Here is a 19674-nt window from a genome sequence, read left to right as displayed (position 1 = left end):
CACGGGAGAGCGACCTTGCAACTGAACCGCGACGAACTGCTCGGCGCCTACCGGCGGATGAAAACGATTCGCGCATTCGAAGAGCGACTGCACGACGAGATCAAGACGGGCGAGATCGGCGGGTTCACGCACCTCTATGCCGGTCAGGAGGCCGTCGCCGTCGGTATCTGTGATCAGCTGACGGTGGAGGACAAGATCGTGTCCACTCACCGTGGCCATGGTCACTGCATCGCCAAGGGTTGCGATGTGAAGGGCATGATGAAGGAGATCTACGGCCGGGCTGGGGGGCTCTGCAAGGGCCGGGCGGGATCGATGCATATCGCGGACCTGGACGTGGGCATGCTGGGCGCGAACGGCATCGTCGGGGGCGGTGCCCCTCAGGCCGTTGGTGCCGCGATCGCCGCCCGCATCGACGGCAAGGGCCGGGTCGGGATTGCCTTCTCCGGCGACGGCGCTTGCAACCAGGGAACCACGTTTGAAGCGATGAACCTTGCCGTCGTGACCAAGGTCCCGGCGATCTTCGTGTTCGAGAACAATCATTATTCGGAGCACACCGGCGTCGAATACGCTGTCGGAACGAGCAAGGACATCGCGAGCCGCGCGGAAGGCTTCGGGATGAAAGCTTGGCGGGCAAATGGTTGCGATTTCTTCGATACTTACTCGGCTTTTGCAGAACTCCTCGAATATGTCCGGGCCGGCAATGGCCCCGCAGCCATCGAGCTCGACACCGAGCGTTACTACGGCCATTTCGAAGGTGACCCGCAGCGCTACAGGGGGGAGGGAGAACTGGAGCGAATCCGGGCGGAGCGCGACTGCCTCAAGGCCTTCCGTGCGCGTGTGACCGGAGCTGCGCTCCTGACGCATGAGGACCTCGATGCGGTGGATGCCGAAGTCATGGCCCTCATCGACGAGGCAGTAGCGGTAGCTCGGGAGGACGAGCAGCCGGATGCGGCCACGGTCGCAGACGACGTCTACGTCGAATACTATTGAGGGAGCGGGCATGGCCATCATGAACATCCGTGAGGCGATCGTCTCCACGCTGCACGCCGAGATGGAACGGGATGCCGACATCATCCTCCTTGGCGAGGATGTCGTCGGCGGCAACGGGACGGCGGGCGGTCCTGAAGCGATCGGCGGGATTTGGGGCACCAGTCCGGGTCTGTGGAAGAAGTTCGGGCCCGATCGTGTCATCGACACGCCCATCTCGGAGAGCGCCATCATCGGAGCGGCGGCGGGTGCGGCGCTTTCGGGCAAGCGACCGGTGGCTGAACTCATGTTTGCCGACTTCGTCGGGGTCAGTCTGGATCAGATCTGGAACCAGATGGCAAAGTTCCGGTACATGTTCGGCGGCAAGACCAGGTGCCCGGCCGTCGTTCGTCTCGTCTACGGAGCAGGGATGCAGACGGCGGCCCAGCACAGCCAGTCCGTCTATGCGATGCTCACCGCCATGCCCGGCCTCAAGGTAGTGCTTCCCACGACGCCGGCCGACGCCAAGGGCCTCCTGACGGAAGCGTTGCGTGGCGACGATCCCGTCATGTTCTTCGAACACAAAACCTTGTACGGCGTGAAGGGCGAAGTGCCCGAGGGCGACTATCGCCAGCGCTTCGGAGAGGCGCGGATGGTGCGGGAAGGTGGCGATGTCACCGTAGTCGCCTGCGGGCGCATGGTGAACTTCTCGGAGAAGGCTGCGGACAAGCTGGCGGCGGACGGGATCGGCATGGACCTGCTGGACCTGCGCACGACGAGCCCGCTTGACGAGGACGCGATCCTGGATTCAGTCGAGCAGACCGGCCGTCTCGTCGTCGTGGATGAAAGCCCGCCGCGTTGCAGCCTTGCTGCCGACATCGCGGCGGTGGTGAGCGAGCGCGCGTTCACCAGCCTCAAGGCTCCGCCGGCGATGGTGACTGCACCGCACAGCCCCATCCCCTTCGCTCGCACTCTCGAGCGTGCCTGGGTTCCCTCTCCACAGAAGATCGAGGATGCCGTGCGCCGTGTCCTCGCCTTCCGCTGAAGAGGGGCAGGCATGGCAAAGCTCACCCCTTTCACGATGCCCAAGTGGGGCATCGAAATGGCCGAGGGCACGATTGCCGAATGGATGGTCACGGAGAACGTGCCATTTGAACGCGGCGCCGTTCTTACCCTCATAGAAACCGACAAGATCACCAACGAAGTCGAGGCCGAGAAGGATGGCCGCTTCGTGCGGATACTGGCCGAACCGGGTTCGACGTACCCGGTGGGCGCCTTACTGGCGGTTCTCAGCGACGGAGGCGAAGCCAGCGCTGCGGAGATCGATGCGGTGATCGCCAGTTTCACGCCTTCCGAGAGCGGCTTCGATCCGGACGGTGGCGACGATGCGCCGTCAGCCAGCGCAGCCCCTCCGGAAATGCCGGTTGCGGCTGCCGCTCCTGCGGCTCCGGAGGGCCTGGCCATCAGCCCCGCTGCGCTGGCGGAAGCGGGGCGCCTTGGCCTTGACCCGGCAGCGCTTCAGGGGTCGGGCCGCAACGGCCGTGTCTCGGTGCAGGATGTGCATCAGGCCGCGCGCCCTCAGGCGGCACCGCAGCTTGTGGGTGTCTATTCAGCAACGCCGGACAGCCCGATCCTGTCGACGCCGGTCGCCCGTCGTCTCTGCGCTCTGCATGGCCTGGATCTAGCCGCCGTCCAGGGCAGTGGACCACGAGGCAAGGTACGTCGGGACGATGTGCTGGCGCTCGTGAGCCGGAACGCCGTGCAGCCTTCCCCCGTCCCGGTCGCATCTTCGGGAACTCTCACGGCGTCACCGTCGCAGCGCCTTGAGAGCGGGAACGTCAACGTCACGCCTATGTCCGCGATGCGCCGCACGATAGCGCGGCGGCTGACCGAAGCCAAGCAGCAGATCCCCCACTTCTATGTGCGTCGCCGTGTTCGTGCTGACCGGCTGCTGGCGCTGCGTGCCTCGCAAGGCACGGATAAGCCCAGCGTCAACGACTACATTGTGCGGGCCGCGGCTTTGGCTCTGATGGAAGTGCCGGCCGTGAACGTTCAGGTACACGGCACGGACATCCACCAGTACGCGTCAGCTGATGTTTCCGTGGCGGTGGCGACGGACAAAGGTCTCGTCACACCGATCGTGTTCGGCGCTGACGACCTTTCCGTCGCCGAGATTGGCCGGGTGATGAAGGGCCTTGCCCAGCGGGCGCGCAGCGGCAAGCTGAGACCGGAGGAGTTCACGGGCGGCAGCTTTTCGATCTCCAATCTCGGCGGCTTCGGTGTCGAACAGTTCGACGCTATCATCAACCCGCCACAAGGCGCCATCCTTGCCGTCGGCACGGCGCGACCCGAGCCCATCGACGATGACGGCGCGATCCGCATCGTCCCCGTGCTTCACCTTTCGCTGTCGTGCGACCACCGCGCCATCGACGGGGCTGACGGCGGCCGCTTCATGGCGGCGCTCGCCAACCTCATCGAACAGCCCTATTTGCTCTGACGGAACAAGAACGATGAACTTCAAGCTGACCGAAGACCAGCTGCAGCTGCAGGATGCTGCGCGCGAATTCGCCAGAGCCGAACTGCCTGCCATTGCTGCCGAGCTGGAGCGGGACAACAAGCCGCCGAGCCGTGATCTTGTGAAACGCTACGCGGAACTGGGCTTCCTGGGCATCAACGTGTCGAGCGAATATGGGGGCCTAGGCCTCGGCAACATCGAGGCGTTGATCGTGCTGGAGGAGTTCGGCAAGATCTCCTCGGCTGTGGGTTTTCCCATCTTCGAAAGCTCGGTTGGCCCCGTCCGTGCCATCGAGCACTTCGCGTCGGACGCGCTGAGGCAGCGGATCGTACCCGCCGTCTGCTCGGGGGACATGGTGGTCGCCGTCTCCATGTCCGAACCGGACGCAGGCAGCGCGTTGACCGACCTTAAGACCAGGGGCGTCGTGAAGGGCGACCGGCTTGTCATCAACGGCACCAAGCGTTGGTGCTCGGGAGGGGGGCATGCGGACGCTTACGTGGTCTACTGCCGCCTGTCGGACGATCCGGGGGCAAAGGGCATCGGCGCGGTTCTGGTGGAGAAGGACGCTCCCGGCCTCTCCTTCGGACCTAACGAGCAGCTGATGGGCTTCCGCGGCATTCCATCGTCCGACCTCAATTTCGACGATTGCGAGGTGCCGCTGGACAATGTGATCGTACAGGCGGGCGGCGGTTTCAAGAAGCTGATGGAGGCTTTCGACCTCGAACGCTGCGGCAACGCCACGATGTCGCTGGCACAGGCCTCCGGCGCGCTGGAGGACGTCAGCGCCTACGTTCAGGAGCGCAAGCAGTTCGGCAAGCCCATTGCCGAATTCCAGGCCGTGCAGCTCAAGCTGGCGGAAATGCAGATGAAGGTCGAAGCAGCCCGCCTGCTGATCTGGCGCGCCGCCTCTCTTGCCGAGGATGGCCTGCCTTCGGTCCTGCACAGTTCCACCGGCAAGTGCTTCGCCAACACCATCGCACGCGAAGTCACCGGCGATGCCATGCAGTTGATGGGTGCCTACGGGTATTCCAAGGAATTTCCGATGGAACGACGGCTGCGCGACAGCTGGGGGTGGGGCATCGCCGGCGGCGCTATCGATATCCAGAAGGTCAACATCGCAGGGGCCATGCTGGGACGGCGCTTCGACCAGAGGCGGTGAAGGTTACGCTGGCCCCGCAGCCGTTCTTCTGCGCGGCGCTTGTCAACTCCGGAGGCCGGCCTCGTTCATGACATACCTTCAGACGGCCGAGACTGAGTGCTGTTGACCCTGCGAGGGCGCGATGCCGCAGATCCCCGCGAGTAACGGCTTGCGTAAGGTGGCCTGGCGGGACAGGAAGGCTATCGTATGCACGACCTCACCCCCGATACCGCTCCGCAACGGGGCAGGCGGCGTCACGTCACATCGATCGCGACGCGCATCAAGATCATTGAGGCGGCGGAAAAGCTGTTTGCCGATCACGGTATCGACGGCGTTGCGCTGCGTGAGATCGCGGTCGCTGCGGAACAGGGCAACAACACCGCCGTCCAGTATCACTTCGGCACCAAGGAGGCGCTGGTCTACGCGATTTTCGAGTACCGGACCAACATGTTCGAGCCGTTGCGCGGCGCCATGCTGGATCGGGCGCAGGAAGCCGGGATGCTGGGCGATGCGCGGACTCTACTCGAGATCTTGTGCCTGCCACACCTGACGATCAGCGACGAAAACGGCCGTCATCCCTATTCGGCGTTTCTGGCGCAATACCTGACCCGTTCGCGAGCCGAAGGCATCCGCCATCCCTACGATGATCCCGAAGTACCCGTTCCGGCCTTGCGCCGTGTGCGCCGCCTGATCTCGGAGCGCGTGAACTACATACCGCCTGTGGAGCTTCGCCTGCGGGTGGGCCTGTGCAAGCTCATGTTTCTCAACATGCTGATGCGCCGGGACAGCGGTTTTCCCGACTTCGATCAGGGGATCAGCCTCGATGCCCTGGTCGATGACACTTTGGCGCAAATGACCGTGGCGCTGACCGCGCCCTACAACCACCGCCGGGCTCCACTCTTTCCCGACCTGATAAAACCGGCGGTTTGGTCAGCCCGCGTCGAGCATGCGACGGTAGGTGGGCAGGGCGCGAGCCAGGAAGAACGTCGCCCCGGCTGCGGCGACGGCGCAGGTGATAGCCAGCGAATCTCCGACCCGGCGCTCGTCTCCAAAGACGTGATCGGTGATGAGGGCCACGAAGGTCGGCGCGAGGGCAAGACCGGCTACGCTGACGACGAAAACGTAGATCGAAGACGCAAGGCCGCGCATCCGGTTGGGGGTGACCATCTGCAGGGCGGATGAGGAAAGGGCTTGCGGCAGGCTGTAGAGCACACTGGCGGCCGTGGCGATGGCGAACGCGGTCCAGTAGTCGCTGGCCCAGATAAGGGCGAGGCTGAGCGGAACCATCGCGACCGCCGCGACCAGTGCGACCACCAGCAGGCTGTCCCGCCGTCCCATCCGCTCGACAGCGCGGGCAACCCAGGGGCTGGCGAGCACGCTGAGTGATCCGGTGATGAGAACGGCGATGCCGTACTGCACGCCTACCTGGCCGGCCGAAACTCCGAACTTTCGGATGAGCACTGTCGGCATCCAGGCAGGGAAGGCGTAGAGCGGAATGATGAACAGCGGCATCCCCACGTAGAAGTTGCCGTAGAACCCGCGCCACCTGCGGAAGATGGCCCGAATCTCGGCCGGGGACATCCTGTGAGTGCCGCCACTGGCCGTTGCCGCCGCCCGGCGGGCGGGCTCCTTCACGAACATTAGCATGAGCGCGATCAGGATGCCCGGCAGGCCGGCGAGGAAGAACACCAGCTGCCAGGGCTTCATCGCACCCAGCAGGGGCAGCGCAGACAGGCTCCCTCCTTGCGCCCCCTGCAGCAGCAGCCCGCCGAAGATCAACGCCAGGCCGCCACCGAGATAAGGGCCCATCATGTACACGCTGAAGGCGCGCGGGATCATGCGGGCGGGGAAAGCGTCGGCGATGATCGACCAGGCGGCCGGGGTGAGGCAGGCCTCTGCCCCGCCGACACCGAAGCGCGCCGCGAAAAGCTGCCAGTAGCTGCGGGCAAGGCCGCAGGCGCTGGTGCCGATGCTCCACAAGGCGATCCCGAACACGAGAACGCCCTTGCGGCTGCCCACATCCGCTATGCGGCCGAAGACCGGGCTCATGATGATATAGGCGGATGTGAAGGCAAGGCCCTGCAACAAGCTGAGGCGAGTGTCGTCAAGGCCGAAGTCGGCCTTGATCGGGCCGACCAGCAAATTCAGCACCTGTCTGTCAACGAAGCTGCAGGTGTACGCCAGGGTCAAGACGAAGATCAGGTACCAGGCTGCGGCCGTGCCACCGGGTTGCTGTTCGTCCGCGCGCGTATCGGAATGCGCCGGCTGGTCCTCAGCCGCACGGATCTGACCAAGCGCCGTCATGGCCGGGCGCCGGACAGGGGGGCGGGATCGATCTTGCGCTCGGGCCTGAAGCCGCGCAGCAGTTCGAACTTCTGGACCTTGGTGGCGCTCATCGGCCAGCTATCGACGAAGCGAACATAGCGGGGCACCTTGTAGCTGGCGATGCGACCGGCGCAGTGCCGGGCGACGTCCTCCTCACTCATGCTTTCTCCCGGGTTCAGCTCAACAAAGGCGGCGGCCACCTCCATCAGCCTCTCGTCCGGGACGCCGATCACCTGCGCCATGCGGATGGCGGGGTGCGTGGCGAGGAAGCTCTCCAGTTCCACAGCCGCCACGTTCTCGCCCCCGATCTTCAGCATGTCCTTGAGGCGCCCTTCATAAACGACGCGCCCCTTGGCACCGATACGGCCGAGGTCTCCGGTGCGCAGCCAGCCTTGCGCATCGAAAGCGGCGGCAGTGGCGTCCTCGTCGTCGAAGTAGCCGGCGAACACCCCGAACCCGCGAAGGCGGATTTCTCCCGGCTCCCCCTCTGGAACGATCGCGTCATCCTCCCCGAAGATCGCTAATTCCATCCCGTCGCAGATCGGACCCGAAGTCGTGAAGAGAACTTCGTCCGGGTCGTCCACGTCGCTGTAGCAGGGTACGCCCGTCGCCTCTGTCAGGCCGTAGCTGTTCACGTAAGTGGCGCCCGGGAACAGCGTCGCGTAGCGGCGCATGAGATCGACGGGGCCGACCACGTGATTGATGCGCAGGGCCGACTGGTCGTAGCGCTCAAACGCCGGGTGCGTGACGAGGGCGGAGATGATCGTGGGAAAGCCGGCGTATTGCACGGTCGGTCGCCGCTCGATCAGCAGCTTCATCGCTTCGTCGGCAGAGAAGTGGCGCATGCCGATGAAGCAGGCGCCCGTCGCCCGGCATCCCGCCATGGGCAGGATTGTCGACATGTGGAACAGCGGCAGGGGATCCCAAACCCGGTCATGCTCGGTCAGCCGGAAGCTGTGCGCCATGGCCTCGCCCATCCGGCTCAGTGACAGATGCGTCAACATGCAGGCCTTGGGGCGCGAGGTAGTGCCCGAACTGAAGATGATGAGGCCGACATCCTCGGCGCGTACTGCGACAGCACGCTCGGTCACCGCATCCACGGGAACGTCCCGCGCGGCGGCCATCAGAACATCTTCCGCAGGCCAGAGGCCCGGGCGGTCATCTCCCAGCTCGACCACCATTCGCAGCGCGGGTGCAGCCGCCACGTGCAAGTCTCCGCCGGCCCAGCTCGCCAGCTCCGGAAAAACCTCGGTCAACATGGGGCGGTAGTCGCAGAACTGCCATGCGTGGCCGCCCACGAACAGCAGGCTGATGCGCGCCTTGGGGACGACGTAGCCGAGATCGTCCGGCCGGTAGCGGGCGTTTAGCAGCACCGCGCAGCCGCCCACCATCTCAATCGCATAATAGAGCACGACGTAGTCCCAGCCGTTGGGAGCAAGGATGCCGACATGATCTCCGGGCCTGACTCCGAGCCCGATCAGCCCCCGCGCCCGTTCCACTACCTGCTCGAGAAGTTGGGTGTACGTGGCCTCTGAGCCATCGTAGATCAGTGCAGGGCGATCCGCGAAACGGTCGGCCGCGACCATGAGGGTGCCGCCAACCGTCATTGGGTCGACAGTTGCGGTGGCCAAGGCGAGGGGGGCGGTGTGAGGCAAAGGTTGTCTCCGTCGGAAGAAGGCGCTTCACGCGCCGGTCAGGCTATGGCGCGCGATGTTCTGAGCCGAAGTGCAGTGACGATGTCGGGCAGCCCCTTGGGCCATTGCCGCACAGCGCTCTGCGGGAACGAGGATGCCGTTTGGTCGCTCTTTTCCGTAGCGAACCGCTGCCGCATTCCAGGCTGCAACTTCCTCTGCCTCTTGGGGGAGGAACAGCCGCGTGCTCCTATCGAGAGGGCGAGGCACGATAATGGCGTCGGTGCGTCGAACATTTCAGGATCCCCTCGACCATGCTTGTTTTTGCGTGCCTGCTTGGTTCGAGCCGCTGATTTTTATCTTGGTGCGGCACGCTTAACTTACCGGAGCCTCAAGTTAAGGCAAATGCCTTTTTTGCTGCGCAGCATTTTGCTTCGGAGTGATGGTGTGCGGCAGCCGGCCAATACGACGATCTACCTGCCGCACGCCCACTCACGCGCCTCGGCGCTCGCCACCCATCGAAGAGCATTACCAACAAGCCGACGGTAATGCGGATTCTCGTACGTGCGTGGCGAGTCGCCGGGTTGTATGTAGACCAGCGGGGAGTTGCCCGCTGGCTTGGCCCAGGCAAGGAGCGGGTTCAGCGCAGCAGGTCGCCATGCTTGCCCTTCCCCATCGGCCAGCCTCTGAACCGCCCGGCGAGCGGACTGGAAGCGGTTTCGGTCGATTTCGTCGGCAAGATAGAGCAGGGGGTGGAGCCCTGGTTCATCGAACACGTGCTGGATATAGAGTTCATCGACAAGATCGAAGTGCGGCGGCAGTCCCGCCGTCACCGGATGGTCCGCGTCAGCGATCCGCGCCGCATAGGTCACGTCCCTCAGATAACCGGAATCCGGCTGCTTCACGCCGTCGATCACTGCATCCCTGTAAAGGAACCGCCCTCCGATCGCCTTCGCATAAGCACCCCACGCCGGCCATCCCGCGATGGCGTGGTGCAGCATGACCATGCCCTTGCCTTCAGCCATCAGCGCTTTGAACCCCTCCTTGAAGACGGTTGGCGGTTCGATGAAGCCCGGTCGCTCGGCGGCAGGTGCGCGGAAGTCCAGTCCCGGCATGTCGTAGAAGAGTACGGCATCGTACCGGCGCAAATTCTCGGGATTGAGCAGGACCGCGGCGGCGGGCTGGTCAACGAATGTCGGCTCGCAGCCGATGGCCCGCAGCATCGTCTCCAGTCCATCGCGGGAGAAAGCATGGCCCTTGACGGCGACGAACAGTTCGATCCGGTCCTTGCTCCCCGTCATCGCTCCACGCTCTCTCCCGGACTGATCTTATATTTGGATCATCCGCCTTAAGAACCGAAAGTCAATGCCTCATGAACCGGTGAGGCAAAGGCCCGCGCTATTGCGCGCTACAAGCCATCTGCTCCCTCGCTCCGCGCGTATAGACGAGATTGATGCTGGTGAACGTGACCGCTTCCGTTCCGTCGTTAAGCATGACTGCATAGCGGGTTATCGCCGTACCGCGATCCTCGCGCGTCCTGGACGGTTCGAGACCAACGATCTCACTGGTGACGTGGATTGTGTCTCCAGCGCGGACCGCCCGCTTCAGGCGCAGTTCGTCCCAGCCTACGCCGCAGATCCAGTCAATGTCCCAGTTGATCTCGTGGTCCATCTGGCGCCACAGCGCCAGGACATGAATCCCGCTCGCCACCACCTCGCCAAAGACGGACTGTGTGGCGCTTTCCGGGTCGGTGTGGAACCATTGGGGATCGTACTTGCGCGCGAACTCGAGGATTTCTTCCTGAGTTACCGTGCGCGGGGAGGAACGGCGGAACTCACCCAGGACGAGATCCTCGAACGTACGGTGCGGTTTCGCGGGGACGAACGGTTTGGTCACAGCTTTCCTTCGCGTTTCTCTTCCAGCATCCGTGCGAGACCCTGCTGGCTGACGGTGGCGACAAGCGTACCATCGCGGCGATAGATGGTGCCCCGCCCCAGCGCCAGGGCGTCGGTGGCGGCGGGACTGTCGAGGACGTAGAGCATCCACTCGTCCACGCGAAACGTGTCATGAAACCATATCGCGTGGTCAAGGCTGCTGCTCTGCAGGAAATCGTTCGCCCATCCGATCCCCAGCGGCCCGAGCGCGGTATGGAAGATGTGGAGGTCGGAGGCGTAGGCCAGCAGGCGTTGCTGGACATGGAGGGGGCCATCGACGGAACCGTGGAAGCGGAACCAGAACATGCGGGTGGCGGAACGAACTTCGCGCTCGTCGAAAGGAAAGAAGCCGATGGGCCGCCAATCCACCTGCTGGCGGCGTCCCCAGAAGGGACGGTGCCGTTCCGGAAGGCGATCGCCGTACTCGGCTACGAGTTGGGCAAGGCTGGCGAGGCTTTCCGGAGGCGGAGCGTCCGGCATCGGCAAACCATGGCGACGCGAAGGCTCGGGCGTCTTGAACGACGCCATGAGGTTGAGGATTGGCGCGCCGTCCTGCGTCATGCGCACGGTGCGATTGGAGAAGGAGCGCCCGTCGCTCTCACGCGTGACGGCGAACTCGACGGCCCGGTCAGTCAAACCGGGCTGGAGAAAGTAGGCGTGGAGGCTGTGCGCCACCTTGTCTTGCCCCACAGTCAGGCGCGCGGCAGCAAGGCACTGGGAAAGCGCCATGCCGCCATAGAGTCGCAGCAGCCCGCTCGGTACCGGGCGGACGCGGTAACGATCGGAGGCGATCTGCTCGAATTCGTACGCACGACGGCGTTCCAGCTCCGGATCGTCGATATAAGGGTTCGTAGCGAGCAAGACGTTCATCCACTTTCGTCGTCCCGGTCTGGAGGGGATCTCTCAGGTCACCGCCAGTGCTTCAAACCGGAACTCGCATTGCGGGTCCACGATCTGCAGCAGTTCGACTACATTGCCGTCGCAGTCCCGGCCATAGGTCGCGCGCGTCGCCGCCGAGCCACCGGGCGGACAATTGAACTTCATGCCGAGGGCGGTGAGGCGGTCATACTCGGCGAAGACATCCTCGCAGTAGAGGCACAGGTGCGTGATGCCGTGATCGCACATGCGCGGGTGCACGGTTCGCGGATCGTTGCTCGTGTACTCGAAGACTTCGATGTGCAGATTGCCCAGCCGGATCATCTCGTAGCGGGCACTGCTGTCCTCAAGGCCGACCATCGTATCGATGCGGGTATTTCCCGCCTCCCATGCCCCCGTCTTGCCTGCGCGTTCGAAGCCGAACCAACGCTGGTAGTGATCCACGAACCGCTCGAGGTCAGGGGTCGAGATGGCGAGGTGATGAACACCGCGGATCATGCTGCTTGCCCTGTGGAGGCCTTTGCCGCCTTCACCGCGCTGACGATCTCGGCGTTGGTCGGGTTGCGACGCAGGGTGAGACCGCCGTTCACCTGCAGAACCTGGCCGGTCATGAAGCACGCGTCGCTTGCCAGCCACGACACGGCCTCGGCGATGTCTTCGCTGGTTCCGACCCGTCCGAGCGGATACTCCTTCGCAAACGTGTTTATTATAGCATTGTTTCGGGCGGCTTTCTCCGTCATCGGCGTGGCCGTAAAGCCCGGCGCGACCGAGTTGGCCCGAATGCCGCGATGGCCGAATTCATTGGCGACGCAGCGGATCACATGGTCGGCGCCCGCCTTCGTACCCATGTACGCCGCGTGGTCCTCCAGCATGATGGAGGCGGTCGCCGAAGAAATCTGGATCAACGAACCTCCATCACGCATCGCCCGGAGCATCGCCTGATAGAACAGGATGGCGCCGGTGAACTGCAGTGCGGTGATCCGCTCGATTTCTGCCTTGGTGGTGTCGAGGAACGGCTTGAGCAGCCCCCAGCCGGTCGCGTTCACGGCGATGTCGATGCCGCCATAGGCGCTGCTGGCGGTGTCACCGAGGCGGGCGAGATCGTCCTCGCTGGTAAGGTCGCAGCCGGAGACGGCAAGGCCGCCGATCTCCGCGGCAAGCCGCTCCAGTTCGTCGGGCTTGCGCCCGGCGACGATCACCATCGCGCCGTCGGCGGCGAGCCGACGTGCAATGACTTGCGCCATGTTGTCCCGGTTGGCCGCGCCAACGACGACGGCGATCTTTCCAGCCAGATCGGCCATGGGTGTTCTCCCGCTTTGTTGTGTTCTACGCGTTGAAATCAGGCGCAGGTGCGCCTCAGTCGCGCTGCACCCAATCGCCCAGCACCTGTTCCACACGCGCGTGTTCGGGAACCCTGTTGAGACCGATGCGGCGGTCGAGCTCCTCATGCCAGTGGTAGATCCGGCGCTCCTGATAGTTGAGCGGCATGCCCTTGAAGCCCGGACTTTCGAGCGATTCCTGGATCTGCGGTGCGTATTGCAGGTCTTCGTAAAGGATCCGCTCCCAGTTGCTGAGACGGGTGGGCCAGAGCGGGTGCGGGTTTTCCGGGTCATGGTCGGGTGCCAGCCAGCTCGAGACGACGCGGGTGCGCCTGGTGCCGATCGGCCAGAACTGCAGGATGGGAATGCCGGTGGGCGCGGGCGGCATGATGAAGTTGGGGTAGATCTGGTAGCTGACGTTGTTCTTGGCTGGAAACTCCGTGATCGAGGGAATCTCCGGCATGCCCACCGTTCCGGGATCCACCCAGTCTGGCCGGCGGTTCGGCGTGGCCATCCGGCTGTGCCCGCCCGGCCACAGGGTAACGATCATCGACCGGTGATCGAGGAAGCGGTCCACGGTATTTATGTGAATCGACTTGAGGTGATAAACCTCCAGAAAAGCATCGAGCAAGACTTTGACATTGCAGTCAACTTCGTAGCTACGACTGTCGACAAGGCGAAGCTTGTCGAGCTCGAACTGTTCGAGCTGCGCGGCCATTGGGCCGATGTGCTCCATCAGCGGCTGCGCATCGGAGTCACGATTGATGAAGATGAGCGATCCCAGGAGTTCACAACGGACCTGAACCAGCGAGCGACAGGACATGTCAAATTCGACAAAGTCCCGCTTATCGCGGACCGCCGTAAGCTTACCGTCGAGGGTGTAGCTCCAGCCGTGATAGCCGCAGACGAAGCCGCGCGCTTCCCCCGCATCTTCCGTGACCAACGGGGCGCCGCGATGCTGGCAGGTGTTGTAGAAGGCCTTCACCTCGCCCGCGAGGTTGCGGGTAACGATAATCGGCACGCCTGAGTTGCGGGTGAGAAACCATGAACCCGGCTTTGAAACCTGATCGGTGTGTCCGGCGTAGAGCCACGCCTTGTCCCACATCATCTCCTTCTCGAGCCGCAGGAACTCGGCGTCGGTATAGCGAGTGCCGGGGATGTCCGGGAGCTTCGGGAAACCTTCAGGCGGGCCCTTGCGATCGCGCTCGTAATCCATGCGCGCGAAATCGTTTTCAGGTCTTTGATCGGCGACCAGATCAAGCATCGGCCTTCTCTCCCTTGCCTTTCACTCCGCTCGGGCGGAATGGGCTGCAACGGAATCAAAAACAGACATGTCTGATTGATTCCGGCGATGTGTTGCTTGCGATCCTAACTGCCTCGCGATAAAACAGTCAACAGTGATTGTAATTTCATCGCCTCGACCGCCGGCCCAGTCAGCCTCGATCGAATTGAGCATCCCGCTTCTGCACATAGGCGGCGATGCCTTCACGGCTGTCCGGGCGGCTGAGCGTTGCCTTGCCCCAGGCATTACCAACGGCGAGCGCCTGCGTGGTGTCCATGCCGTTCGACAGTTCGTAAAGTTCGCGGCCGTTGTTGATCGCCTCCCAGCTGTTGGCGAGCATCGCCTGCGTCACTTCCAGTGTGCGGTCGAGCAGGCGTTCGCCGGGGACCACTTCCGTAATGATGCCGAGGTCGTAAAGGCGGCGTGCGGGCAGCAGGTCGCCTGTCATGATCATCGCCAGCGCCGTCGCACGCGGGACTTGAGCGGCAAGACGCTGGATGCCACCGGCGAAGGCGAAAAGGCCCCGTTTCACTTCGCTCAACCCCATCATCGCGTGTTCGGCGGCGAAGACCATGTCGCAAGCCATCATGATTTCGAATCCGCCCGCGACGGCGGTTCCGTTGATAGCGGCGATGAGCGGCTTGGTGCGGCGGCGCTCGGTGATACCGCCGAAGCCACGGCCGGGTATGAGGCCGTGGCCGGCGCCGATGCGCTGCGCTTCCTTGAGGTCCATCCCTGCGCAGAAGGCGCGGCTGCCGGTGCCGGTCACGACGATGGCGCCCACCGCCGAGTCGATTTCAGCATTGGTAATCGCCTCGTCCAGAGCGCGGGATGTCGCCGCGTCGAGTGCGTTACGCGCCTCCTCTCGGTCGATCGTCAGCAGGCAGACAGCGCCAAGGCGTTCCACGATCAAGCCTGTCATTTCGTCATTCTCCCGATTTCCGCACCACGCGCAGGTAAGATCAGAATTTTTAATAAATAACAAAGATAATGCATTCACAATATAGGGTGAGGATAAATTGAGATTCTTCAACAAACTTCATCATCATGGATTTATTGTCGATGACATCTACAGGTCTATGAACGATCTGCAGGATGGTCTTGCTTTGAAGTGGGGCCCTGTTCGTAAATTCGATCCCCTAAGGGTTTGGCTGCCTGATAAGGGCTGGTCGGAGGCCCATCTTACCGTCACCTATTCACGGCAGGGCCCGATTCACGTCGAACTGATCCAGGCGGCACCGGGAGGCGCCTACGATGCTCTTCGGGCCGTTTCGGCAGCGCATGTTGGGGCGTGGGTGGACGATGTTGGCGCGGAGGTGGAGACCTTGCTGGCCGAGGGCTGGCGCATCGTCGCCGCAGGCGCGTCTCCCAACCATGGATACGGGCAGATGGCGTACATGGTTTGTGGAGACGGCCCGGTGCTGGAGCTCGTGGGCGAAACCATCCGGCCGATGATCGAAGAATGGATCGGCGCGTGAGTGGGGCGACGATCGCTTTGGCCGAACCCGAAGAGCAGGCCGCAACATCGGTGGCCGAGATCGAGCCCGCGCCCCGTGCGGCGGCGTGGTATCTGATCTTCGTGCTAACGCTGGCCTACACCGTCAGCTTCGTCGACAGGCAGGTGCTGAACCTGCTGGTCGCGCCATTGAAGGCAGACTTCGGGCTTTCTGACACCCGTCTGAGTCTGCTCCAGGGACTGGCCTTCACGACCGCCTACATCCTTTTCAGTCCGCTGTTCGGCAGGCTCGCGGATACGGGAAGCCGGCGACGCATCCTGATCGGGGGCGTTGGCCTGTGGAGCCTCGGCACGAGCCTGTGCGGTTTGGCGCGCGGCTATTGGCAGCTGTTCTTCGCGCGGGCAGCCGTGGGCGGCGCGGAGGCGAGCCTTACTCCGGCCGCCTGGTCGATCATTGCCGATAGCTTCCCCACCCGGATGATCCCACGCGCCTTCAGCATTTTCCTGATGGGGCCGTACATCGGCGGGGGGCTGGCGCTCATTTTCGGCGGCCTGCTGCTCGAGGCGGCCGACGGGTGGGACCTGAGCGCGGTGCCGTACCTCGGCGCCCTGCAGCCTTGGCAGGTTGTGTTTCTCGTTGCCGGCTTGCCTGGCTTCGCGATCATGCTGATGATGCTGAGCATCCGCGAACCGGCGCGGAAGCTGGCTGCCAAGGACAGTGGTCAACGCATGCCACTTGCGCAGGTCTGGCAAACGTTTCGGGATCGCCGGGACTTCTACGGCAACTTCTATGCCGGGATGGCTTCGCTGGTGATCGTGCTCTATGCATTTCCGGCCTGGATGCCGGCACTGCTGATGCGCCGCTTCGGAGCGAGTGCTTCGACCGTAGGCGTTCAATACGGCGTCGCCGTACTCATCACCGGATCGATCGGCGTCCTTGCAGGGCCGGTGATAGCGGGCTGGCTGCAGAGGCGCGGGCGGATCGATGCACTGATGCGCGTGCCCTTCTTCGCTGCGCTGGCGCTGGTGCCGATCTCGCTAGCCCTGGCCTTCGCCCCCAGCTACGAGTTTGCAATGGTGGTGGCGACACTTGCAAGCTTCACCTATTCGCTACCGCAGGCGCTCGCATCCTCCGGCCTTCAGATGGCGACGCCCAACCGCATGCGTGGAATATCCTCCTCCGTCTATGTCTTCGTGGCGAGCGTGATGGGGCTTGGCGCCGCCCCGACCATTGTCGCGCTGTTGACTGATCACGTCTTCGCGGACGAGCGCAGCGTCGGGCTTTCGCTTTCACTGACGTGCGCGGTGGCGGGCGCGGTTTCGGCCTTCTTTGTGGGGCGAGCGCTCAGGGGCTACCGCCGGGTGCTGACGCTGCAGTGATGCAGCGTCGGTCCGGCCAAGCCGAGAGGACCGCGCTATAGCGTTGCCGGACTGCCCAGCACCACCGTCGCCTGGCTGGAAAGCGTGCCTCCGTTGCCGTGGGCCAGAGCCACATCGACGTCGGCCAGCTGGTTCGCGGCTTCGCCCCGGATCTGCCGAGCCGCCTCGATCACAGCGAAGAGGCCGTACATTCCCGGATGGCAACACGAGAGACCGCCACCGTTGGTGTTTACTGGAAGGCTGCCGCCCGGCGCGATGGCGCCGCTGCTTACGAAACGGCCGCCTTCGCCCTTGGGGCAGAAGCCGAGGTCTTCGAGGAAAAGGATCGTATTGATCGTGAAGGCATCGTAAAGCTGCGCCGTGCGGATGTCCCTGGGTACGACGCCGGCCATCGCCATCGCCCGCGCGCCCGATTCGCTGGCGGCGGTCACGGTCACGTCCGGAGCCTGCGCAATCGAGTTCCACCAGGTCGCGGCCGCTGCTCCCAGCACCGGCACGACGCGCTTCGCCAGATCCCGCGCGCGGGTCGTGCGGGTCAGGACGATCGCTGCCGCTCCATCGGTGACAAGGCAGCAGTCGCGCACTGAAATCGGCGTGCTCACCATGCGGGCGGAGAGGCAATCTTCCAGCGTCAGTGGCCCCTTGGCGAAGGCCTCCGGATTTGTGTTCGCCCAAGCCCGCGCGGACAAGGCCACGGCGGCGAGGTCCTCCCGCGTCGTGCCGAATTCGTGCATGTGGCGCGCCGTCGCCAGCGCATAGGAGGTGAGGGGGAACAGCGGCGCATACGGCGCGTCCCACTGATTGCTGCTGATCCTCGTCGCCAGCTTGCCGCCGTTGCTGCGCTGGTTCGAGCCGTAGGCAATGAGCGCGCAGTCGATGTAGCCCGCGTCAAGCATCATGGCCGCCACCGCAATGTGGCTCATGAAAGCAGAGCCGCCCGTGCGGTTGTTGTCGGTATAACGTGGCTGCAGGCCGAGGTATTCGGCGAAAGACAGGCCTGAGAAGAAGTCGTCCGGCTGGCAGATGAAGAGCGCGTCGACTTCGGGCAATGTCAGCCCGGCATCCCTGACGGCAAGAAGTGCAGCCTGCGCCGTCAGCTCCATGGAAGTGAAGCCCGGCATCTCACCGATGCCAAAGGTGGCGAGGCCGGCGATCGCTGTCCCGCCGCGGGGGAAGGTGTCGCCCACAGTCAGTCCTCCACCGGCTGAAACAGCAGCAGTGGCGCGCCTTCCGCCTGATCCACGAAGGCGTCGACCCGCATCCCGATTGCGAGTGTTGCGGGTGTCACACCCTCCACCCGACTCATCAGGCGCGCACCTTCGTCCAGATCTATCAGGGCGACATTGTAGGGTTCCGCCGGCGGCTTCCGGTTGACCCATGAGAGGGTATAGACGGTGCCGCGTCCCGACGCCTCGAACCATTCGAGCACGTCTCCAGTGCCCGGGGCGGCGAGGCGGGGCGGGAACACCACGCGCCCGTCAGGAGCCCGCTGGAGCAGCAGTCGGCCTTCGGCAAGCGCCGCCCGCCAGTGTGCTTCGGGGCTGCTCATGCGGCGGTCCGCACTGCGCCGATGGCCTGCAGATCGGCAATCTCCTCGGCCGAAAACCCCGCCTCGCGCAGCACATCCAGGCTTTCACCGCCGAGCGCCGGGCCGGCGTCGCCGATCGCGCCCGGTGTTTCGGAGAACGTGGTGGGAATGCCGGGGAAGCGCAGGATGCCCGCAGGCGTCTCGCGCTCCTGCCAGAAGCCGGTCTCGACGAGATGCGGATCGTGCAGCAGGTCGGTGAGGCTCTTGATCGGGGTGGCGGGAATGTGGGCCTTGCGGAAAAGTTCGACCCAGTCTCCGGTCGACCGTGTTTCAATGACTTCAGCCACTTTCGCCAGCACCGCGCCGATGTTCTGCGTGCGCGAGCGCATCGAGGCGAACATCGGATCCTGCGACCACTCCGGATCGCCCAGCGCCTCGAAGAAGGCGCGCCAGTGCTTGTCGTTGTAGATCATCACGCCGATGTAGCCGTCCGCAGTACGGTAAGGGCGCCGGGCCTCCGAGGTGGCGCGGGGGTACTCCGGCGGGCCTTCGGGCGGCACGAAAAGCGAGCCGCACAGATGTTCGACCATCGCAAAGGACACCAGCGTCTCGAACATCGGCACTTCGATCTCTTGCCCGACGCCGCTTCTCTCTCGCGCATAGAGCGCCGCGATCACGGAATAAGCACCGGTGAGGCCGGCCACCTTGTCCGCGATGACCGTGGCGGCATAAGTGGGCTGGCCACCGGACAGGCGCGCCTGCAAGTCGACGATGCCGGACGCGGCTTGCACGATGTCGTCGTAGGCGGGATAATCGCGATAGGGGCCGCTCCGGGCGAAGCCATAGAGGTTGGCGTAGATGATTTTCGGGTTTGCCGATTTCAGAGCCGCATAGTCGAGTCCCAAGCGCCCGATCGCGCTGGAGCGCATGGAGTGGATGAACACGTCCGCGCCTTGCGCCATCCTGAGCAGCGCGGACCGCGCCTCTGGCTGCTTGAGGTCGAGAACGATCGAACGCTTGCCGCGATTGACATTGAGGAACATCGCCCCGCGCGAAGCATCGGGTCCCGGCGGAATGAAGCGGGTGGTGTCGCCCTGAGGGCTCTCGACTTTGATGACGTCCGCGCCCAGATCAGCGAAGATCTGAGTCGCATAAGGTCCCATCAGCACGCTGGTGAGATCGAGAACCCTTACGCCCGCGAGGGGGCCCTGGCCCTTGCCGCTCATTCGTATCCTCCGATGACGAGGCCGCTTCCCGGCCGAAAATTCAACGCTTGGAGCCCTCGCCGGCGGGTCTTACGCTCGGGCGCATACACGCACACACG

The 19674-nt window shown here is 64.0% G+C and carries 18 protein-coding genes and 1 pseudogene; 7 read left to right on the top strand and 12 right to left on the bottom strand.

Going from position 1 to position 19674, the window contains the following annotated elements; all coding sequences use genetic code 11:
- The first annotated feature begins 15 nt into the window (after positions 1 to 15).
- The 5 genes and pseudogenes from QOL62_RS11640 to QOL62_RS11620 form a co-directional block, all read left to right on the top strand.
- Positions 16 to 990: a thiamine pyrophosphate-dependent dehydrogenase E1 component subunit alpha gene (locus tag QOL62_RS11640; protein ID WP_283406359.1), complete on the top strand. Its 975-nt coding sequence runs from the start codon at positions 16 to 18 to the stop codon at positions 988 to 990.
- Between the two features lie 10 nt (positions 991 to 1000).
- Positions 1001 to 2011: an alpha-ketoacid dehydrogenase subunit beta gene (locus tag QOL62_RS11635; protein WP_283406358.1), complete on the top strand. Its 1011-nt coding sequence runs from the start codon at positions 1001 to 1003 to the stop codon at positions 2009 to 2011.
- Positions 2012 to 2023: 12 nt separating this feature from the next.
- A complete protein-coding gene (locus QOL62_RS11630; RefSeq protein WP_283406357.1) occupies positions 2024 to 3463 on the top strand; it encodes a dihydrolipoamide acetyltransferase family protein in 1440 nt (479 codons plus the stop codon).
- A 13-nt stretch (positions 3464 to 3476) separates the two neighbouring features.
- Positions 3477 to 4640 (top strand): acyl-CoA dehydrogenase family protein, encoded by a 1164-nt coding sequence (locus tag QOL62_RS11625; protein WP_283406356.1) that lies wholly within the window; start codon positions 3477 to 3479, stop codon positions 4638 to 4640.
- Between the two features lie 186 nt (positions 4641 to 4826).
- Positions 4827 to 5033: pseudogene (locus QOL62_RS11620) on the top strand (helix-turn-helix domain-containing protein); the annotation flags it as partial.
- 516 nt (positions 5034 to 5549) lie between these two features.
- Here the strand turns inward: QOL62_RS11620 and QOL62_RS11615 are convergent.
- The 9 genes from QOL62_RS11615 to QOL62_RS11575 form a co-directional block, all read right to left on the bottom strand.
- A complete protein-coding gene (locus QOL62_RS11615; protein WP_283406355.1) occupies positions 5550 to 6923 on the bottom strand; it encodes an MFS transporter in 1374 nt (457 codons plus the stop codon).
- Complete coding sequence (locus QOL62_RS11610; protein ID WP_283406354.1) at positions 6920 to 8599, bottom strand: AMP-binding protein; 1680 nt, start codon at positions 8597 to 8599, stop codon at positions 6920 to 6922. Before QOL62_RS11610 ends, QOL62_RS11615 begins: the two co-directional genes overlap by 4 nt.
- Before the next feature lie 449 nt (positions 8600 to 9048).
- On the bottom strand, positions 9049 to 9876 hold the full coding sequence (locus QOL62_RS11605; RefSeq protein WP_283406353.1) for a ThuA domain-containing protein: 828 nt from the start codon (positions 9874 to 9876) through the stop codon (positions 9049 to 9051).
- Positions 9877 to 9973: 97 nt separating this feature from the next.
- Positions 9974 to 10471, bottom strand: a complete 498-nt coding sequence (locus QOL62_RS11600; RefSeq protein ID WP_283406352.1) for a MaoC/PaaZ C-terminal domain-containing protein — start codon at positions 10469 to 10471, stop codon at positions 9974 to 9976.
- Positions 10468 to 11379 carry an acyl-CoA thioesterase gene (locus tag QOL62_RS11595; RefSeq protein ID WP_283406351.1) on the bottom strand — a complete coding sequence of 304 codons (912 nt, stop codon included), beginning with the start codon at positions 11377 to 11379 and terminating at the stop codon, positions 10468 to 10470. The genes QOL62_RS11600 and QOL62_RS11595 overlap by 4 nt, the downstream gene beginning before the upstream one ends.
- 33 nt (positions 11380 to 11412) lie before the next feature.
- Positions 11413 to 11883 carry a VOC family protein gene (locus tag QOL62_RS11590; protein WP_283406350.1) on the bottom strand — a complete coding sequence of 157 codons (471 nt, stop codon included), beginning with the start codon at positions 11881 to 11883 and terminating at the stop codon, positions 11413 to 11415.
- On the bottom strand, positions 11880 to 12686 hold the full coding sequence (locus QOL62_RS11585) for an SDR family oxidoreductase (protein WP_283406349.1): 807 nt from the start codon (positions 12684 to 12686) through the stop codon (positions 11880 to 11882). The genes QOL62_RS11590 and QOL62_RS11585 overlap by 4 nt, the downstream gene beginning before the upstream one ends.
- A gap of 55 nt (positions 12687 to 12741) precedes the next feature.
- Positions 12742 to 13968, bottom strand: a complete 1227-nt coding sequence (locus QOL62_RS11580; RefSeq protein WP_283406348.1) for an aromatic ring-hydroxylating oxygenase subunit alpha — start codon at positions 13966 to 13968, stop codon at positions 12742 to 12744.
- A gap of 169 nt (positions 13969 to 14137) precedes the next feature.
- The gene (locus QOL62_RS11575) at positions 14138 to 15019 is read right to left on the bottom strand and encodes an enoyl-CoA hydratase/isomerase family protein (protein ID WP_283406347.1); all 882 of its coding nucleotides are present in this window, start codon (positions 15017 to 15019) and stop codon (positions 14138 to 14140) included.
- Here QOL62_RS11575 and QOL62_RS11570 point away from each other — a divergent pair.
- Both QOL62_RS11570 and QOL62_RS11565 read left to right on the top strand, forming a co-directional pair.
- A complete protein-coding gene (locus QOL62_RS11570; RefSeq protein WP_283406346.1) occupies positions 15006 to 15464 on the top strand; it encodes a VOC family protein in 459 nt (152 codons plus the stop codon). The two genes, QOL62_RS11575 and QOL62_RS11570, sit on opposite strands and share 14 nt — an antisense overlap.
- On the top strand, positions 15461 to 16822 hold the full coding sequence (locus QOL62_RS11565) for a spinster family MFS transporter (protein ID WP_283406345.1): 1362 nt from the start codon (positions 15461 to 15463) through the stop codon (positions 16820 to 16822). The genes QOL62_RS11570 and QOL62_RS11565 overlap by 4 nt, the downstream gene beginning before the upstream one ends.
- Before the next feature lie 35 nt (positions 16823 to 16857).
- Here QOL62_RS11565 and QOL62_RS11560 read toward each other — a convergent pair whose 3' ends face one another.
- From QOL62_RS11560 to QOL62_RS11550, 3 genes are read right to left on the bottom strand one after another with little or no spacing between them, the layout of a single operon-like run.
- Positions 16858 to 18009 (bottom strand): thiolase, encoded by a 1152-nt coding sequence (locus tag QOL62_RS11560; RefSeq protein WP_283406344.1) that lies wholly within the window; start codon positions 18007 to 18009, stop codon positions 16858 to 16860.
- Positions 18010 to 18011: 2 nt separating this feature from the next.
- On the bottom strand, positions 18012 to 18371 hold the full coding sequence (locus QOL62_RS11555; RefSeq protein WP_283406343.1) for a Zn-ribbon domain-containing OB-fold protein: 360 nt from the start codon (positions 18369 to 18371) through the stop codon (positions 18012 to 18014).
- A complete protein-coding gene (locus tag QOL62_RS11550) occupies positions 18368 to 19576 on the bottom strand; it encodes a CaiB/BaiF CoA transferase family protein (RefSeq protein WP_283406342.1) in 1209 nt (402 codons plus the stop codon). The genes QOL62_RS11555 and QOL62_RS11550 overlap by 4 nt, the downstream gene beginning before the upstream one ends.
- Positions 19577 to 19674: the final 98 nt, after the last annotated feature.

It is taken from the genome of Novosphingobium panipatense (assembly GCF_900182875.1).
GTDB classification, from domain to species: Bacteria; Pseudomonadota; Alphaproteobacteria; order Sphingomonadales; family Sphingomonadaceae; genus Novosphingobium; species Novosphingobium panipatense.
The sequence above is the reverse complement of the archived record's forward strand: the minus strand, read 5'-3'. Positions and strand labels throughout refer to the sequence as shown.

Excerpts from the sequence above, each read along its gene's own strand:
- QOL62_RS11635 (WP_283406358.1), top strand. The coding sequence starts at position 1,001 with ATGGCCATCATGAACATCCGTGAGGCGATCGTCTCCACGCTGCACGCC.
- QOL62_RS11630 (WP_283406357.1), top strand. The coding sequence starts at position 2,024 with ATGGCAAAGCTCACCCCTTTCACGATGCCCAAGTGGGGCATCGAAATG.
- QOL62_RS11625 (WP_283406356.1), top strand. The coding sequence starts at position 3,477 with ATGAACTTCAAGCTGACCGAAGACCAGCTGCAGCTGCAGGATGCTGCG.
- QOL62_RS11615 (WP_283406355.1), bottom strand. The coding sequence starts at position 6,923 with ATGACGGCGCTTGGTCAGATCCGTGCGGCTGAGGACCAGCCGGCGCAT.
- QOL62_RS11605 (WP_283406353.1), bottom strand. The coding sequence starts at position 9,876 with ATGACGGGGAGCAAGGACCGGATCGAACTGTTCGTCGCCGTCAAGGGC.
- QOL62_RS11595 (WP_283406351.1), bottom strand. The coding sequence starts at position 11,379 with ATGAACGTCTTGCTCGCTACGAACCCTTATATCGACGATCCGGAGCTG.
- QOL62_RS11590 (WP_283406350.1), bottom strand. The coding sequence starts at position 11,883 with ATGATCCGCGGTGTTCATCACCTCGCCATCTCGACCCCTGACCTCGAG.
- QOL62_RS11585 (WP_283406349.1), bottom strand. The coding sequence starts at position 12,686 with ATGGCCGATCTGGCTGGAAAGATCGCCGTCGTCGTTGGCGCGGCCAAC.
- QOL62_RS11580 (WP_283406348.1), bottom strand. The coding sequence starts at position 13,968 with ATGCTTGATCTGGTCGCCGATCAAAGACCTGAAAACGATTTCGCGCGC.
- QOL62_RS11555 (WP_283406343.1), bottom strand. The coding sequence starts at position 18,371 with ATGAGCAGCCCCGAAGCACACTGGCGGGCGGCGCTTGCCGAAGGCCGA.
- QOL62_RS11550 (WP_283406342.1), bottom strand. The coding sequence starts at position 19,576 with ATGAGCGGCAAGGGCCAGGGCCCCCTCGCGGGCGTAAGGGTTCTCGAT.